This is a genomic window from Halopseudomonas xiamenensis (assembly GCF_014219065.1).
GTDB lineage: Bacteria > Pseudomonadota > Gammaproteobacteria > Pseudomonadales > Pseudomonadaceae > Halopseudomonas > Halopseudomonas xiamenensis.
Map to the genome: position 1 here is coordinate 40,260 of NZ_JACLGO010000010.1, position 14,326 is coordinate 54,585.

14 protein-coding genes are annotated in these 14,326 nt (G+C 61.5%); 3 read left to right on the forward strand and 11 right to left on the reverse strand.

Features of this window, described 5'->3' with window-relative positions; translation table 11 throughout:
• The first annotated feature begins 1 nt into the window (after position 1).
• The 3 genes from H6X51_RS08720 to H6X51_RS08730 are packed head-to-tail and all read left to right on the forward strand — an operon-like array spanning position 2 to position 3,049.
• Entirely contained in the window at positions 2–811 is an 810-nt protein-coding gene (locus H6X51_RS08720; RefSeq protein ID WP_185267158.1) for a DUF4123 domain-containing protein, read from the forward strand.
• Positions 804–1,268 carry a DUF3304 domain-containing protein gene (locus tag H6X51_RS08725; protein ID WP_235991280.1) on the forward strand — a complete coding sequence of 155 codons (465 nt, stop codon included), beginning with the start codon at positions 804–806 and terminating at the stop codon, positions 1,266–1,268. The genes H6X51_RS08720 and H6X51_RS08725 overlap by 8 nt, the downstream gene beginning before the upstream one ends.
• The gene (locus H6X51_RS08730; RefSeq protein ID WP_185267159.1) at positions 1,265–3,049 is read left to right on the forward strand and encodes a DUF2235 domain-containing protein; all 1,785 of its coding nucleotides are present in this window, start codon (positions 1,265–1,267) and stop codon (positions 3,047–3,049) included. The genes H6X51_RS08725 and H6X51_RS08730 overlap by 4 nt, the downstream gene beginning before the upstream one ends.
• A 20-nt stretch (positions 3,050–3,069) precedes the next feature.
• Here H6X51_RS08730 and H6X51_RS08735 read toward each other — a convergent pair whose 3' ends face one another.
• The 11 genes from H6X51_RS08735 to H6X51_RS08785 all read right to left on the reverse strand — a co-directional run bounded on the left by H6X51_RS08735 (position 3,070) and on the right by H6X51_RS08785 (position 14,235).
• Positions 3,070–4,194: an aminotransferase class V-fold PLP-dependent enzyme gene (locus H6X51_RS08735; RefSeq protein WP_185267160.1), complete on the reverse strand. Its 1,125-nt coding sequence runs from the start codon at positions 4,192–4,194 to the stop codon at positions 3,070–3,072.
• An 89-nt stretch (positions 4,195–4,283) separates the two neighbouring features.
• Positions 4,284–4,784, reverse strand: coding sequence for a DUF4334 domain-containing protein (locus tag H6X51_RS08740; RefSeq protein ID WP_185267161.1), 501 nt, complete (start codon positions 4,782–4,784; stop codon positions 4,284–4,286).
• Between the two features lie 42 nt (positions 4,785–4,826).
• Positions 4,827–5,453: a TetR/AcrR family transcriptional regulator gene (locus H6X51_RS08745; protein ID WP_185267162.1), complete on the reverse strand. Its 627-nt coding sequence runs from the start codon at positions 5,451–5,453 to the stop codon at positions 4,827–4,829.
• A 38-nt stretch (positions 5,454–5,491) separates the two neighbouring features.
• Positions 5,492–6,265, reverse strand: a complete 774-nt coding sequence (locus H6X51_RS08750) for a hypothetical protein (protein ID WP_185267163.1) — start codon at positions 6,263–6,265, stop codon at positions 5,492–5,494.
• 140 nt (positions 6,266–6,405) lie between these two features.
• A complete protein-coding gene (locus H6X51_RS08755) occupies positions 6,406–7,281 on the reverse strand; it encodes an ABC transporter permease subunit (protein ID WP_185267164.1) in 876 nt (291 codons plus the stop codon).
• Positions 7,278–8,177 carry an ABC transporter permease subunit gene (locus H6X51_RS08760; protein WP_185267165.1) on the reverse strand — a complete coding sequence of 300 codons (900 nt, stop codon included), beginning with the start codon at positions 8,175–8,177 and terminating at the stop codon, positions 7,278–7,280. Before H6X51_RS08760 ends, H6X51_RS08755 begins: the two co-directional genes overlap by 4 nt.
• Positions 8,174–9,310, reverse strand: coding sequence for an ABC transporter ATP-binding protein (locus H6X51_RS08765; RefSeq protein WP_185267166.1), 1,137 nt, complete (start codon positions 9,308–9,310; stop codon positions 8,174–8,176). The genes H6X51_RS08760 and H6X51_RS08765 overlap by 4 nt, the downstream gene beginning before the upstream one ends.
• A 49-nt stretch (positions 9,311–9,359) precedes the next feature.
• Positions 9,360–10,457 carry a polyamine ABC transporter substrate-binding protein gene (locus H6X51_RS08770; RefSeq protein WP_185267167.1) on the reverse strand — a complete coding sequence of 366 codons (1,098 nt, stop codon included), beginning with the start codon at positions 10,455–10,457 and terminating at the stop codon, positions 9,360–9,362.
• 224 nt (positions 10,458–10,681) lie between these two features.
• A complete protein-coding gene (locus tag H6X51_RS08775; protein WP_185267168.1) occupies positions 10,682–12,052 on the reverse strand; it encodes an aspartate aminotransferase family protein in 1,371 nt (456 codons plus the stop codon).
• Between the two features lie 39 nt (positions 12,053–12,091).
• On the reverse strand, positions 12,092–13,438 hold the full coding sequence (locus H6X51_RS08780) for a glutamine synthetase family protein (RefSeq protein ID WP_185267169.1): 1,347 nt from the start codon (positions 13,436–13,438) through the stop codon (positions 12,092–12,094).
• A complete protein-coding gene (locus H6X51_RS08785) occupies positions 13,435–14,235 on the reverse strand; it encodes a gamma-glutamyl-gamma-aminobutyrate hydrolase family protein (RefSeq protein ID WP_235991282.1) in 801 nt (266 codons plus the stop codon). Before H6X51_RS08785 ends, H6X51_RS08780 begins: the two co-directional genes overlap by 4 nt.
• Positions 14,236–14,326 lie beyond the last annotated feature (91 nt).

Genomic DNA, 14,326 nt, shown 5'->3' on the forward strand with positions numbered 1-14,326 from the left:
CGTGGCCGAAGCCTATTTCGTTATCGTGGAACAATGTGCTCCCTCGCCATCGAGCGAGGCCTTCTGGGCCAGCAACGTACTCCCCAGATTGTCATTGATGCGCTGCAGGGCGCTGTCGCATCTGGCCAAGGAGGGCCCCTGGCTGGTCGCTGTTGAAGGTGATGTGCTCTCGGTAGTGAACGAACTCGGGGAGCAGTTGGGTGAACAGGCAGTCATGGGGTGGTTGTCGAGCTACTTGTCCCACGTCAGTCTGGCCGAACATTTGAGCAGGGCTCTGGTGGCGCAGAATGCGGAGGGCCGTAGCGTCCTGCTGAGGAGCTATACACCGCAGGTGATGCCGGTCCTGCATGCCCGGATCGATTGCCCCTGGCGTGATTATCTGTTTGCTCCGATCAACAACTGGTGGATCAACAACGGAGCCGAAGTACAGCAATATGCAGGTGCGGGCCTCGCCGCCGTACCGGATGAGTTCCAGCCGATCACTCTGGACGATGATCTGCTCGCCATGCTGGGCTCGGACCAGCAAGCCCTGGCGTTACTCAAAGAGCTTGAAAAAGCCGCCCCCCAGATCTTCAAATCCGACTGCCATGGCCAGCGCCTAGGCCAGGTGGATCAGGCGCTGGCCCTTGGGCGCAACTCAGGTCTGAGCCATGCGGAGGATCAGCTGTTGTTCGCAACGCTCACATTGCTGGAGGGGCAACCGCCAGACCAACAGGAATATTGGCCGCAGGTGCTGCAAATGGTCAGTGAACAGCCGATTACACTCGGCCACGCGCTCGAGCAGGTATTGGAGCAAACCTTTCATGACTAGCCTTTACCAGAAGTGGTTATCCACACCCAAGGCCATCCGCTGGCCAATTATCATCCTCTTCTACCTGATGCTGATCGTCGGCTACCTGCTTTGGCAATCCCAGCGCCCTGGTGGTGCCTTTCTGTATGGACACAACCATACGGACAGACCGATTTTCAGTTATTGGGTAAATGACAAATGGGGCGGGAATGGCGGGGTAACCTGTTGCTGGCGTATTCGGGGCGACACCTTGAAAGTGGTCTGGATTCTGGATGTAACCCAGAAGCAGTTTGATGAAGGTCTGGGTGAAGAGCGTTATGAGTTGGAAGTTCCAAACCCACCCAGACAACGTCCTGATGACACCTTGCATGTCCATTTTCTGCCGGGCAATCAGGTACGCCTGGCCTGGAACCACAGTGCTGCTAGTCCACTGGAAGAGGAGTTGGCGGATTATTACTACCAGGGGGATACCAGATGACGACCCAGAACACCCTGGAATTCGGCCAGGCTGTCAGCGTTCGTAGCCATACACCAGCACCGCCGCTGGCCTGTGGCCGAACCCTGCATTTCGGTTTCTTCTTCGATGGTTTTGGCAGGAACCTGGAAGAAGATTTGAAAGAAAACCGGGTCAGTAATATCGGCAAGCTTTTTCTTGCTCACGAACTTGATACTCCAAACGCGCCATCCGATGAGTTTAATGCGTACCGTAAGAGCTATCTGAGTGGGCTGGGGGCGAACTTCGATGTGTCGCTCGGCGTCCAGGCTGGCGGAGCCCTGAATCGAGCGGTTTCGGAAGTTGCTGATATTCCTGGTGATATCGCTGGTGAGCAGGTACTCAAGGGAGCCAGGGATGGTCTGGCTGGGCGCAGTTGGTGGCAGCGCATGCAGCGCGAGGTGGGCAGCCTGGCGGATAAACCCTGGAGAGCGCTCAAGACCCTCCGGGACACGCTGCTCAATACTGCTGCAGAAGCGCTGGAGCCGATTCGCGACTCCCGCTGGTCAGCTCATTGGCTCAAGACGGGTGTGGATACCCGGCTGGAGGGCGCCCTTGCTGCCCTTAACCGGGAAATCACCAATTTGAATTCAGGGCAGATGCCCCTGCGCACTATCAAGATTTCGGTATTCGGCTTCGATTTCGGTGCCACGCTGGCCAGGGCCTTTGTGCATATGCTTCTGGAGCGCAGCCAGCAGCGGGACGGTTATGCTGTCTATCGCAATGCCCGTCTGGAGATCATTTTTGCCGGGTTGTTCGATGCGGTGGACCGCACTGCGGCCAGCGTGCCACCGCTGGAGTTCTTTCTTCCCACCACCAATGTGGTTGAGGATGGTGGACTGGTGCCTGCGCAGGTCAGGTCGGTGCTGCATCTGGTTGCGGCCCATGAGAGAAGATTCTATCGGCGTGTTCGGCTGCTCGGCGATGCCCGACGGGGTTGGCGGGAGGTGTTGATGCCGGGCGTCAGTGAGGATATTGGCGGCGGCATTGCGCCAGGTGAGCAGAAGCCAAGTAACGAATTGGCGCTGGTCAGTCTGCATCAGATGTACCGGGCAGCATCCAGTGCTGGGGCATCCTTGGTCCCAATGGAGATGTTACCGGCAAAGGGGCGCGTGCTTGCCTCGTTGTTCACCTACAACGATCGCACCCCGAGTCGGTACAACGCCCTCGGATTGGCACGTCGCTACCAGGACTGGGTAGGACGCCATGAACCCGGCCATGATGCCTTTCTGCATCACATGAGGTACTACATCCGCTGGCTGGCCCACGTCTGGCATGCCTACCACGCGGAGTTGGCGGAACTCGGGGAGCGGGAGGAGCAGCTCTACCAAAGCCAGTTCGTCGAGTCATCCACGCTGGCCAGAATGTTTCGGGTGAGCGGTGAGAGCGCCGCCCAGCGCCAGCAGCGTGTGGAGCAGACTCGGGAGGTTCAGCAGCGCCGTCGTCAGTTGCAGGCAGAGTTTCGCTGGTTGCAGGGTGTCGACAAGGAAGCCAGGGATATGCGCAGGCGCGGGTTACCCGCTTATGATCCGCAAAGGAGTGAGGTCTGGTTGGTGCTGCTGAACGAATGGTTTCAGCCTCAGCCGCTGCAGCCGGAAATAGCCGAGCTGTTTGGCTACTTCGTGCATGACCTGCTGGTACCTTCTCCGCTTCAGCGCGTTGGCTCGGACTGGTTCGGCGGCGAGGACTTCTTTGCCATACGCGGGTTTGATCGGCCACGAGGGACGCAGCCAGTAGATCAGCAGGCACCGCTGGCCGCCTGCTGATCCGCTTCTCGATTTGCTGTCTACACGGCCTCGAGTGCCTGACGCAGCCGTGCCACCGCACCCTCCACATCCTGCAGCTTGTCCAGCCCGAACAGGCCGACGCGGAAGGTCTTGAAGCCGGCAGGCTCGTCACACATCAGTGGTACCCCGCTGGCGGTCTGCAGGCCCTGTGCAGCGAAGGCCCTGCCGCTGTGGATGCCGTCGTCGCTGGTATAGCTGACCACCACCCCGGGGGCCTGGAAGCCCGGCGCGGCGACGCTGGCGAAGTCGTGGCCTTCCAGCAGCGCACGTACTCCCTTGCCCAGTTCCCATTGCTGCTGCTTGAGTTGCTCGAAGCCAAGTTTGCGGGTTTCCAGCATGGTATCGCGCAGGCGCTTCAAGGCATCGGTAGGCAGGGTGGCGTGGTAGGCGTGGCCGCCATTCTCGTAGGCGCGCATGATCTGCAGCCACTTTTTCAGGTCGCAGGCAAAGCTGTTGCTGGTGGTGTGCTCGATACGCTCCAGCGCACGCTCACCGAGCATCACCAGTGCGCAGGAGGGGGAGGCGCTCCAGCCCTTCTGCGGCGCGCTGATGAGAACGTCCACCCGGCAATCGCGCATATCCACCCACAGGGTGCCGGAAGCCACGCAGTCGAGCACGAACAACCCGCCGACAGCCTGGACTGCCTCGCCGACCGCGCGCAGGTAGTCATCCGGCAAGAGAATGCCTGAGGCGGTTTCGACATGGGGAGCGAATACCACATCGGGTTTCTGCGCGTGGATAGCTGCCACCACTTCGTCGATCGGTGCCGGAGCGAAGGAGGCCTGCTCGCTATCGGAGGTCGGCCTGGCCTTGAGTACGATTTCCTCGGCGGGCAGCTCAGTAGCGGCGAATATCTGCGACCAGCGATAGCTGAACCAGCCGTTGCGCAGCACCATGCAGCGTTGGTCGCGGGCGAACTGGCGGGCCACCGCTTCCATGCCGTAGGTGCCTCCGCCCGGCACCAGCGCCACGCCATCGGCGCCGTACACCTGACGCAGGGTAGCGGATAGGTCGCGCATGACCTGCTGGAATTCGGCGGACATGTGATTCAGCGAGCGGTCGGTGAATACCACGGAATATTCGAACAGGCCGTCGGGGTCTACAGCGGGAACCAGGCTGGACACGGGCAATCTCCTTGCAGGGCAGGGTGGCCGGTGCTGATACCGGCCCGTTCTGAAACCCTATCCCAATACCGGGCGATTGCAAGTACGGCTTATTGCCGCGTCAGGTGGAAGAAGAAGTCGGTGGGCTTGCCCTTGATATCACCCAGGCCGATGACCACGTCCTCGTTGACCTTGCGGAAGTAGTCCATGATCGGCTGGCTGTCGTAGATCAGTGCGGCCGAGACCTTGCCATCGAACTCCAGCAGGCGCATCTGTGCTGCGCCGAGCCGGTCATAGGTGACCACCTCGCCGTCGGTGTTGGTGACCAGCAGAGGCTCGACGTCGCTGGTCGAAGTGAAGCGCTTGCCGTACCAGTTGATCGGGTCGGGCTCCGCGCCGCCGTCGAACTTGCCTCCCTTCCAGGTGCCGACCATGAAGTCGGTATCCACCGGCGGCAGTTGCCTGAACAGCGGCAGCAGGGTGTCCGCCGAATAGGCCTGGCCGCTGGCGATCATTTCCAGCCATTGCTGTTCCGCGTCCGCGGCCAGGCTGGGGCCGGTAAGCAGGGTGGTCAGGCCAAGGGCGGCCAGTGTTGCAGTCATCGTTCGCATGTCGTTCATCCTCGTCGGGTATACGGCATACGGACAGTTGGATCAACCGGTGCACAGGCTCCAGCAGGCATCCCTGGCGGCATCGATGTCGGCGTCGCTCAGGCTGATGTGGCCATCGCGTTCGGCCTTGATCAGGTTGACGAAGGCGCCCCACACCAGCGTCATCAGTACCTCGGCACGCAGGTCGCTGCGGAATACGCCGCGTTTCTGCAATGCCCGGTATTGCGCCAGGATGGGTGCCAGCGCTTCATGCTCGAGTTGTCGGCTGGCCTCATCGAGGTAGGGCCGGTGGTCCTGCAACTCCATGAAGCGGTAGGCATGCGGTGCTTCGCGGGTGAAGGCTACCATGCGCCGCCAGACCTCATCGAACAGCTCACGGGCCGGGCGCTGTAGGTCGAGATCGCCATACAGTCGCTGGTTGATGGCCAGTTTCTGTTCGCGGAACAACTCGTTGACCAGCAGCTCCTTGCTCTCGAAGTAGCGGTAGATGGTGCCCGTGCCGACGTTGGCCTGCTGGGCCACCACCGGCATGGGTACACCGTTCACTCCACCTTCGGCGAACACCCGGAGGGCGGCCTGGAGAATGGCGCTGCGCTTGTCCTTGATCCTCGGTCGAACAGCCCTGACCGGGGCCTGTGCCTTGTTGGCGGTCTTGGAATGATTGTTCATCGTTGCATTCTAACCGCTTCCAACTATCCGTACAGTGCTCAGGTGTAAAAAGTCTGGTACGGCTGGAAAATGCAGATGTTGGTGCCACCCATGCTGTTGCCGTCGGTCAGCTCGGTGAAGTAGGTGAAGGCGGTGTCGGGCTTGAGTTCGGCCTTGACCACCAGGTGGTTGCGATTCTTGCCAGCGTCCGGGTTGCTGAAGCGCTCAAGGAAGATATTGTCCCACCAGTACAGGTTCTGCGGGTCGAACTCCTTGCTGTTGGCCGCCTCGCAGATACGGAACACGTACCAGGCATCCTCGCCGGTGAGTTGCTTGAACGAGGCACAATCGATCGCCAGGTTCGTCAGCGCGGTGCCTGCTGGCAGTGTCTGCCCCTGGCCTGGTGTGTAGCTGGCCTTGAGTGTGTCGCGGTGCCGCAGGTAGGCGGCCATCAGCCGCTCGGAGGGTTCGTTGTCCTGGGTGCGGGTAATGCTCTTGACCGAGCCGTCCTTGCACTTGACTTCGATGCGGTACTCGCCCGGTGCCATGAAGCCGGTAGCCAGGTTGACCATATACCAATGCGAATTGGTGGTGCGGTCGAAAATGTGGCCATTGAGGTTGGTGATGGTGAACGGCTGGTTGGCCACTTCCACCACATAGCCATCCGGACCATGGGCGGTGATGCTGTCGATCAGCTCATGCACCGGTGCGCCGCCGCTCGGATGGAAGGCGATGAGGAACTTGTGCTGCTCCCTGGGCAGGCCGGTATCCTCGAAATCCATGTAGACGTTACAGGCCATCAGATCGTAGATCTCCACTTTACCCTGACTCATGTCGCTGTCCTCTGTTGTTGTTCTGATTAAGAATGAATGTTCATTCATGTTTTCAGCATAACGACATGATGCAGGATTGCCAAGCGGAAAATGAGAAGGGAGGGAAACGCCGGGGCCGGGCTGGCCGACCCTGGTGCGGGTCAATGGGATGGGTCGATGGCCGGGACTTTACCGCGCGGCTGCTCTTCCTCCGGCGGCGGCATGCGGCTGCGCCGCTCGGCCCGGCGGAAGATGAACCATACCAGCAGGGTGAACAGCGACACGGCCAGCAGGATGATACTGGCGATGGCATTGATCTCCGGCTTGACCCCCAGGCGCACGGCGGAAAAGATCTCCATCGGCAGGGTGGTCGAGCCGGGGCCGGAGACGAAGCTGGCCAGCACCAGATCGTCCAGCGACAGGGTGAAGGCCAGCAGCCAGCCGGCAATGATCGAGGGTGCGATCATCGGCACGGTAATCTGCAGGAAGGTCTTCCATGGCGGGGAGCCCAGGTCCAGGGCCGCTTCCTCGATGGACTGGTCCAACTCGCCCAGGCGGCTGCTGACAACGATGGCGACATAGGCCACCGAGAAGGTGGTATGGGCGATCCAGATGGTCAGCATGCCGCGGTCGAATATCACCCCCAGCAGCGATTCCAGTATCTGTGCCAGCGCCACGAACAGCAGCAACAGGGACAGGCCGGTAATCACCTCGGGCATCACCAGCGGCGCGGTGACCATGCCGGAGAACAGCGTGCGCCCGCGAAAGCGGCTGATGCGGGTCATGGCGAAGGCGGCCAGGGTACCCAGCGCCACCGCGGCGGTGGCCGTGTAGAAGGCGATCTGCAGGCTGCGCCTGACTGCGCTCATCAACTGGCTGTTGTCCAGCAGGCCGACATACCAGTGCACCGACCAGCCGCCCCACACGGTGACCAGTCGCGAGGCATTGAACGAATAGATCACCAGGATGACCATCGGCAGGTAGATGAACAACAGCCCCAGCCAAAGTACCACGCTGGAGAAATCCGGACGCTTCATGCCTTCTTCTCCATTTCCCGGGCCTGGTTGTAGTGGAACAGCGTGATCGGGATCAGCAGCAGTACCAGCATCACGATTGCCAGCGCCGAGGCCACCGGCCAGTCACGGTTGTTGAAGAACTCCTGCCACAGCACCTTGCCGATCATCAGCGTTTCCGGTCCACCCAGCAGTTCCGGGATGACGAACTCACCGACCACCGGGATGAACACCAGCATGGAGCCGGCGATGATGCCGGAGCGCGACAGCGGTACGGTCACCTTCCAGAACGCCTGGATGCGCCCGGCGCCGAGGTCCAGCGCCGCTTCCAGCAGGGTCGCGTCGTGCTTGACCAGGTTGGCGTACAGCGGTAGTACCATGAACGGCAGGTAGGCATAGACCACGCCGATATACACGGCGGTGTTGGTATTGAGAATCTGCAGTGGCGCATCGATCAGGCCCAGCGACAGCAGCGTCGAGTTGAGCAGGCCGTTGCTGCTGAGAATGCCCATCCAGGCGTAGACGCGGATCAGGATCGCGGTCCAGGTCGGCATCATGATCAGCAGCAGGTAAATCAGCTGGCGTTCGCGTGGTGCCCGGGCGATGGCATAGGCCATCGGGTAGCCGAGCGCCAGGCACACCAGGGTGGAGATCAGGGCGATCTTCAGCGAGCCGAGATAGGCCGAGACATACAGGCTGTCCTGGGTCAGGAAGATATAGTTGCCCATGTTCAGGACAACCGTCAGCGCCTGCTCGGCATACTGGAAGATCGGCTCGTAGGGCGGGATGGCGATCGCCGCCTGGGAGAAGCTGATCTTCAGCACGATGGCAAACGGCAACAGGAAGAACAGCAGCATCCACAGGTAGGGGATGCTGATCACCAGCGCTTTGCCGCTGGGCAGGTGCAGGCGTTTTCTCATGTCGGCAGTACCACGCCGCCATCGTCATCCCAGCTGACGTAGACCTTGTCCTCCCAGGTCGGGCGCGGCAGCCGGCGTTCGGAGTTGGCGAAGAACGCCTGCACCATCTTGCCGCTGTCGAGCTTGATGTAGTATACCGAGTGGCCACCGAGGTAGGCGATGTCATGCACCACGCCGTGGGCCCAGTTGTAGGGCTGCTCGGGTTGCTCGGTGGTGACGAAGACCTTTTCCGGACGCAGCGCGTAGATCGCGCTCTTGTCCTGGGCGCGGGTGGTGACGCCGTGGCCGACGTAGATCTGCCGGTCCAACTGCGGGCACTGGATCATCGCGTGGTCTTCCATGTCGGCGACGATCTCGCCCTCGAAGATGTTCACGCTGCCGACGAACTCGGCGACATGCCGGCTGACCGGGCTTTCGTAGATATCCACCGGGGTGCCGACCTGCACTATCCAGCCCTGGTCCATGATGGCGATGCGCTGGGCCATGGTCATGGCCTCTTCCTGGTCATGGGTGACCACGATGCAGGTCACGCCGACCCGCTCGATGATCTCGACCAGTTCCAGCTGCATCTGCGAACGCAGCTTCTTGTCCAGCGCGCCCATGGGCTCGTCCAGCAGCAACAGCTTGGGACGCTTGGCCAGGGAGCGGGCCAGGGCCACGCGCTGGCGCTGGCCGCCGGACAACTGGTGCGGTTTGCGCTTGGCGTACTTGCTCATCTGCACCAGCTTGAGCATTTCCGCCACCCGCTCGGTGATCTCCGTCTTGCTCAGCTTGTCCTGCTTGAGACCGAAGGCGATGTTCTGTTCCACGGTCATGTGCGGGAACAGGGCGTAGGACTGGAACATCATGTTGATCGGCCGCTTGTGCGGCGGCAGATCGGTAATATTCTGGCCGTCGAGCAATACGCGGCCTTCGCTGGGCTTCTCGAAGCCGGCCAGGATCCGCAGCAGGGTGGATTTACCCGAGCCAGAGCCGCCCAGCAGGGCGAAGATCTCGCCCCGGTTGATGGTGAGGGTCACATCGTCTACTGCCAAGGCGTCATCGAATTGCTTGCTGACGCGCTCGATCTTGACGAACTCGACCGGTTCGTTCTTGGCCATGGCCTGTTTCATGGCCCCTGCTGCGCCCACCATATGTTACTCCCCCAACAAGTGAGGGGCCGCAGGGCGGCCCCGACAAGGTTCAGCGTCCCGATTTGATCCTGTTCCAGGCGCGGGTGATGATCCGTTGAGATGCCAGCGGGCGCGGTTTGGCCACAAACAGTTTGGCCATGACTTCCTCTGTGGGATAGATCGCCGGATCGTTCAGCACCTCCGGGTCAACGAACTCGTTGGCTGCCAGGTTGGGGTTGGCGTAGGCCACATAGTCGGTGATCGGCGCGACTACCTCAGGGCGCAGGATGTAGTTGATGAAGGCGTGCGCGTTATCCGGGTTGGGTGCACCTTTGGGAATGGCCATCATGTCGAACCACAGCTGGGTCCCTTCGCTGGGAATGCTGTAGCCGATATTCACCCCGTTCTCCGCTTCCTCAGCCCGGTCGGCGGCCTGGAACACGTCACCGGAAAAGCCCACAGCGACGCAGATCTCGCCGTTGGCCAGGTCGGAGATATAGCGTGAGGAGTGGAAGTAGGTCACATGCCCACGCACGCTCATCAGCAGTTCCTCGGCCTTCTTCAGGTCGTCGGCACTGTTGCTGTTGGGGTCCAGGCCCAGGTATTGCAGGGCCGAGGTCAGCATGTCGTCACCGGAATCGAGCATGGAAATACCGCAACTGGCCAGTTTGGCGGCAACCTCGGGCTTGAATACCAGGTCCCAGGAGTCCAGCGGGGCGTCATCACCGAGGATGGCCTGCACCTTGTCGATGTTGTAGCCGACACCGTTGGTGCCCCACATGTAGGGAATCGAGTACTGGCTGCCCGGATCGATGCTTTCCATCTCATCCATCAGATCGGGGTTGAGGTTCTTCATGTTCGGCAGCTTGCTGTGGTCCAGCTTCTGGTAGACGCCCGCCTCGATCTGCTTGGTCAGGAAGTGGTTGGACGGTACGACTATGTCGAAGCCGGAGCGGCCGGTGAGCAGCTTGGCATCCAGTACCTCGTTGGAGTCGTATACGTCATAGGTCACCTTGATGCCGGTTTCCTTCTCGAAATTGGCGATGGTGTCCTCGGCGATATAGTCCGACCAGTTGTAGATCTTCAATTGACCGGCGGCCTGTGCGGCACCTGCGAACAACCCGGTCACTGCCAAAGCCAGCAACGTCTTGTGCATTGTCGGTTTCATGCTTTCTCCTGTTACAGACGCCGTCCTGGGGCCGGGCCGGTCTGTGCTGTGATTGGCCGGAGGGCCGGCCGTCATCGGTTGATCGATCAATACCCGGAAACACGCCGGGTTCCACTTTGCTACGAACGCTCCATGTCGGCAGGCAGTTCGGCCAGCCGGGATAGTGTATGCAAGGTCTCTTCGCGCGGATAGAGCATCTTGCCATCAGGATGTCCTTGCCAGGTTCAGGTCAATTCCCGCGCCGCCATGTTCAGGCTGCGCCAGGCCTTGTCGAACAACTCATCTATCTCCTCCGGTTGGATGATCAGTGGCGGTGACATGATCATGCTGTCACCGACCGCGCGCATGACCAGGCCGTTGCTGATGCACAGGTCGCGGCACAGGGTGCCGGCGGCACCCTTGCCGGGGAAGCGTTCGCGGCTGGCCTTGTCACGCACCAGCTCGAAGGCACCGAGCATGCCGGCGCCCCGGACCTGGCCGACCAGCGGGTGCTCGGCCAGCGCGGCGATCTTCTCCTGCAGGTAGGGCGCTGCTTCGTTACGAGCATAGTCGACGATGTGTTCGTCGCGCAGGATACGCAGGTTCTCCAGGCCGACCGCCGCTGCCACCGGGTGGCCGGAATAGGTATAGCCATGGAAGAATTCACCGCCGCTGTCGATCAGGCAGGAGGCCACGCGCTCGCCGACGATCACCCCGCCCATCGGCAGGTAGCCGGAGGTCATGCCCTTGGCGATCGGCATCAGGTCCGGTTGCAGATCGTAGTACTGGCTGCCGAACCATTCGCCGGTGCGGCCAAAGCCGCAGATCACCTCGTCGACCACCAGCAGGATGCCGTACTTGTCGACGATGCGCTTGATCTCCGGCCAGTAGGTCGGCGGCGGCACTATCACCCCGCCAGCGCCCTGGATCGGTTCGGCGATGAAGGCCGCGGCCTTGTCGGTGCCGACCTGCAGGATCTTCTCTTCCAGCTGGCGCGCCGCCCACAGGCCGAACTCGTTCTCGCTCATATCGCCGCCTTCGCCATACCAGTAGGGCTGGGGGATATGAACTATGCCGGGAATCGGCAGGTCGCCCTGCTCGTGCATGGCGCTCATGCCGCCGAGACTCGCGCCGGCGACGGTCGAGCCGTGATAGCCATTGATGCGGCCGATCACCACTTTCTTCTGCGGCTGGCCCTGCAGGTCCCAGTAGCGGCGCACCATACGCAGTACGGTGTCATTGGCTTCGGAGCCGGAACCGGTGAAGAATACATGGTTCATGTGCGCCGGCGCCTGCTCGGCGATGGCGCTGGCCAGCTGCACCGCCGGCGGGTGGGTGCACTGGAAGAAGCTGTTGTAGTAGGGCAGCTCCAGCATCTGCCGGTAGGCGGCATCGGCCAGTTCGGTGCGGCCATAGCCGATATTGACGCACCACAGCCCGGCCATGCCGTCGAGCAGGCGATTACCGTCGCTGTCCCACAGATACACCCCCGAGGCGCGCTCGATGATGCGCGTGCCCCGGCTGCCCAGGTCCTTGTGGTCGGTGAACGGATGCAGGTAGTGGGCAGCGTCCAGTGCCTGCAGTTCAGCGGTGGTGGGTTTGCCTGCTCTGGTCATGCTCGGTACTCCTGTGATCCGTGTTGTTAGCGGCGGGCGCTATACGCTCAGCAATAGAAACTCCCGTTCCCAGGAACTGATGACGCGCTTGTAGTTCTCGTTTTCCACCCGCTTGACCGCGATATAGCCGCGGCAGAACTTCTCGCCGAGCACTTCCTCGACATCCCGGCATTGCTCCATGCGCTCCAGCGCCGACTCCAGCGAGAACGGCAGGCGCAGGTTGCGACGTTCATAGGCACGGCCCTCCACCGGCGCGCTGGGGGCGATGCGGTTGATCATGCCCAGGTAACCGCACAGCAAGCTGGCAGCGATGGCGATATAGGGGTTGGCATCGGCGCCGGGCAGGCGGTTTTCCAGGCGCATGTTCTCCGGCGAGGAGTCGGGCACGCGCAGGCCGGCGGTGCGGTTTTCCCGGCCCCACTCGACGTTCACCGGGGCCGAGGTGTCCGGCAGGAAGCGGCGGAACGAGTTGACGTTGGGTGCGAACAGCGGCAGCACTTCCGGGATGTAGCGCTGCAAACCGCCGATATGGTGCAGGAACAGCTCGCTCATGCTGCCGTCGGGGTTGGCAAAGATGTTCTTGCCGGTGTTCACATCGATGATGCTCTGGTGCAGGTGCATGGCGCTGCCCGGCTCATTGGTGATCGGCTTGGCCATGAAGGTGGCGGCCACGTCATGCTTGAGCGCCGCCTCGCGCATGGTGCGCTTGAACACCAGCACCTGGTCGGCCAGGTGCAGCGGATCACCATGACGGAAGTTGATTTCCATCTGCGCCGTGCCTTCCTCGTGGATCAGGGTATCCAGATCCAGGCCCTGGGCCTCGCACCAGTCGTACATGTCCTCGAACAGCGGGTCGAACTCGTTGGCTGCGTCGATCGAGAACGACTGGCGCCCGGTCTCCTGGCGTCCGGAACGGCCGATCGGCGGCTGCAGCGGCAGGTCGGGGTCGTCGTTGCGCTTGGTCAGGTAGAACTCCATTTCCGGTGCCACCAGCGGCTTCCAGCCTTTCTCCTGGTACAGGCGCAGCACCTTCTTCAGCAGGTTGCGCGGCGACATCTCGATCGGCTCGCCCTGCTTGGTGTAGCAGTCATGGATGATCACCGCGGTCGGCTCGATGGCCCAGGGCACCAGGTAGATGCCGTCATCGTCCGGTTTGCAGATCATGTCGATGTCCGCCGGATCGAGCAGGTCGTAATACACATCATCATCCACATAATCACCGGTAACCGATTGCAGCAGGATGCTCTCGGGCAGGCGCATGCCCTTTTCCGACATGAATTTCACCGTCGGTGCGATCTTGCCCCGGGCGATGCCGGTGAGGTCGCTGACCATGCATTCGACCTCGGTGATTCTGTGTTCCTTGAGAAAGGCTTCAATCTTGTTCATACAGTCCTCTTGGGCCGGGCCGCGTGGGCTCGGCAGGCGTCACCAAACGCCTTGAATATACGCAGGTAGAAGGGGTTTTCCATTACCTTCCACTCCGGGTGCCATTGCACGCCGAGGGCGAAGTTGCTCGCTGCGGTAACGGAAAAGGCCTCGATGAGTCCGTCAGGCGCCGTCGCTTCGGGCTGCAGGCCGGGGGCCAGACGGTCGACGCCCTGGGTATGCAGGGAGTTGACCTGTGCCGAGCTGCAGCCGGCGATGCGGTCGAGCAGCCCTCCCGGTTCGATGCGCACCTCATGCGCGGGCCCGTATTGCACCTCCACAGGTTGCGTGGTGTCCTCGCGGTGTTCAATAAAACCGGGCACTTCATGCAGTCGCTGGTGCAGGCTGCCGCCGAAGGCCACGTTCATTTCCTGGAAGCCACGGCACAGGCCCAGCAGCGGTACGCCGCGCTCGATCGCGGCGCGGATCAGCGGCAGGGTGGTGGCGTCGCGTTGGGGATCATGCCGGGTGCCAGGGGCGCTGTCGGGTCCGGCATAGTGATGGGGCTCGACGTTCGAGGGTGAACCGGTGAACAGCAGGCCGTCCAGGCTGTCCAGCAACGGCTCGAGTGGCAGCTGGGTACCCAGCGCCGGAATCAGCAACGGCAAGCCGTCGGCTCCCTGCAGCACGCCGAGAATGTACTTTTCACCAACCATATGGAACGGGTGCGGGCCGAAGGTGGTGGTACAGCAGGAGATGCCGATCAACGGCTTGCGGGTCTCGGACATGATGGTGTCTGCGCGGGTGGCGGCTTGCATAATGGATTGTTCAATTTTTCATACAATAGCAACAAAAAATAATAACCACAAAATGATGATGATCTCATGATGGTGAGGTGGGCAAACTACT

Bases quoted from the DNA above. Each gene is read 5' to 3' on its own strand.
- H6X51_RS08750 (WP_185267163.1), bottom strand. From the start codon at position 6,265: ATGAGTCAGGGTAAAGTGGAGATCTACGATCTGATGGCCTGTAACGTC.
- H6X51_RS08725 (WP_235991280.1), top strand. From the start codon at position 804: ATGACTAGCCTTTACCAGAAGTGGTTATCCACACCCAAGGCCATCCGC.
- H6X51_RS08755 (WP_185267164.1), bottom strand. From the start codon at position 7,281: ATGAAGCGTCCGGATTTCTCCAGCGTGGTACTTTGGCTGGGGCTGTTG.
- H6X51_RS08775 (WP_185267168.1), bottom strand. From the start codon at position 12,052: ATGACCAGAGCAGGCAAACCCACCACCGCTGAACTGCAGGCACTGGAC.
- H6X51_RS08740 (WP_185267161.1), bottom strand. From the start codon at position 4,784: ATGCGAACGATGACTGCAACACTGGCCGCCCTTGGCCTGACCACCCTG.
- H6X51_RS08785 (WP_235991282.1), bottom strand. From the start codon at position 14,235: ATGCAAGCCGCCACCCGCGCAGACACCATCATGTCCGAGACCCGCAAG.
- H6X51_RS08780 (WP_185267169.1), bottom strand. From the start codon at position 13,438: ATGAACAAGATTGAAGCCTTTCTCAAGGAACACAGAATCACCGAGGTC.
- H6X51_RS08770 (WP_185267167.1), bottom strand. From the start codon at position 10,457: ATGAAACCGACAATGCACAAGACGTTGCTGGCTTTGGCAGTGACCGGG.
- H6X51_RS08765 (WP_185267166.1), bottom strand. From the start codon at position 9,310: ATGGTGGGCGCAGCAGGGGCCATGAAACAGGCCATGGCCAAGAACGAA.
- H6X51_RS08760 (WP_185267165.1), bottom strand. From the start codon at position 8,177: ATGAGAAAACGCCTGCACCTGCCCAGCGGCAAAGCGCTGGTGATCAGC.
- H6X51_RS08730 (WP_185267159.1), top strand. From the start codon at position 1,265: ATGACGACCCAGAACACCCTGGAATTCGGCCAGGCTGTCAGCGTTCGT.
- H6X51_RS08745 (WP_185267162.1), bottom strand. From the start codon at position 5,453: ATGAACAATCATTCCAAGACCGCCAACAAGGCACAGGCCCCGGTCAGG.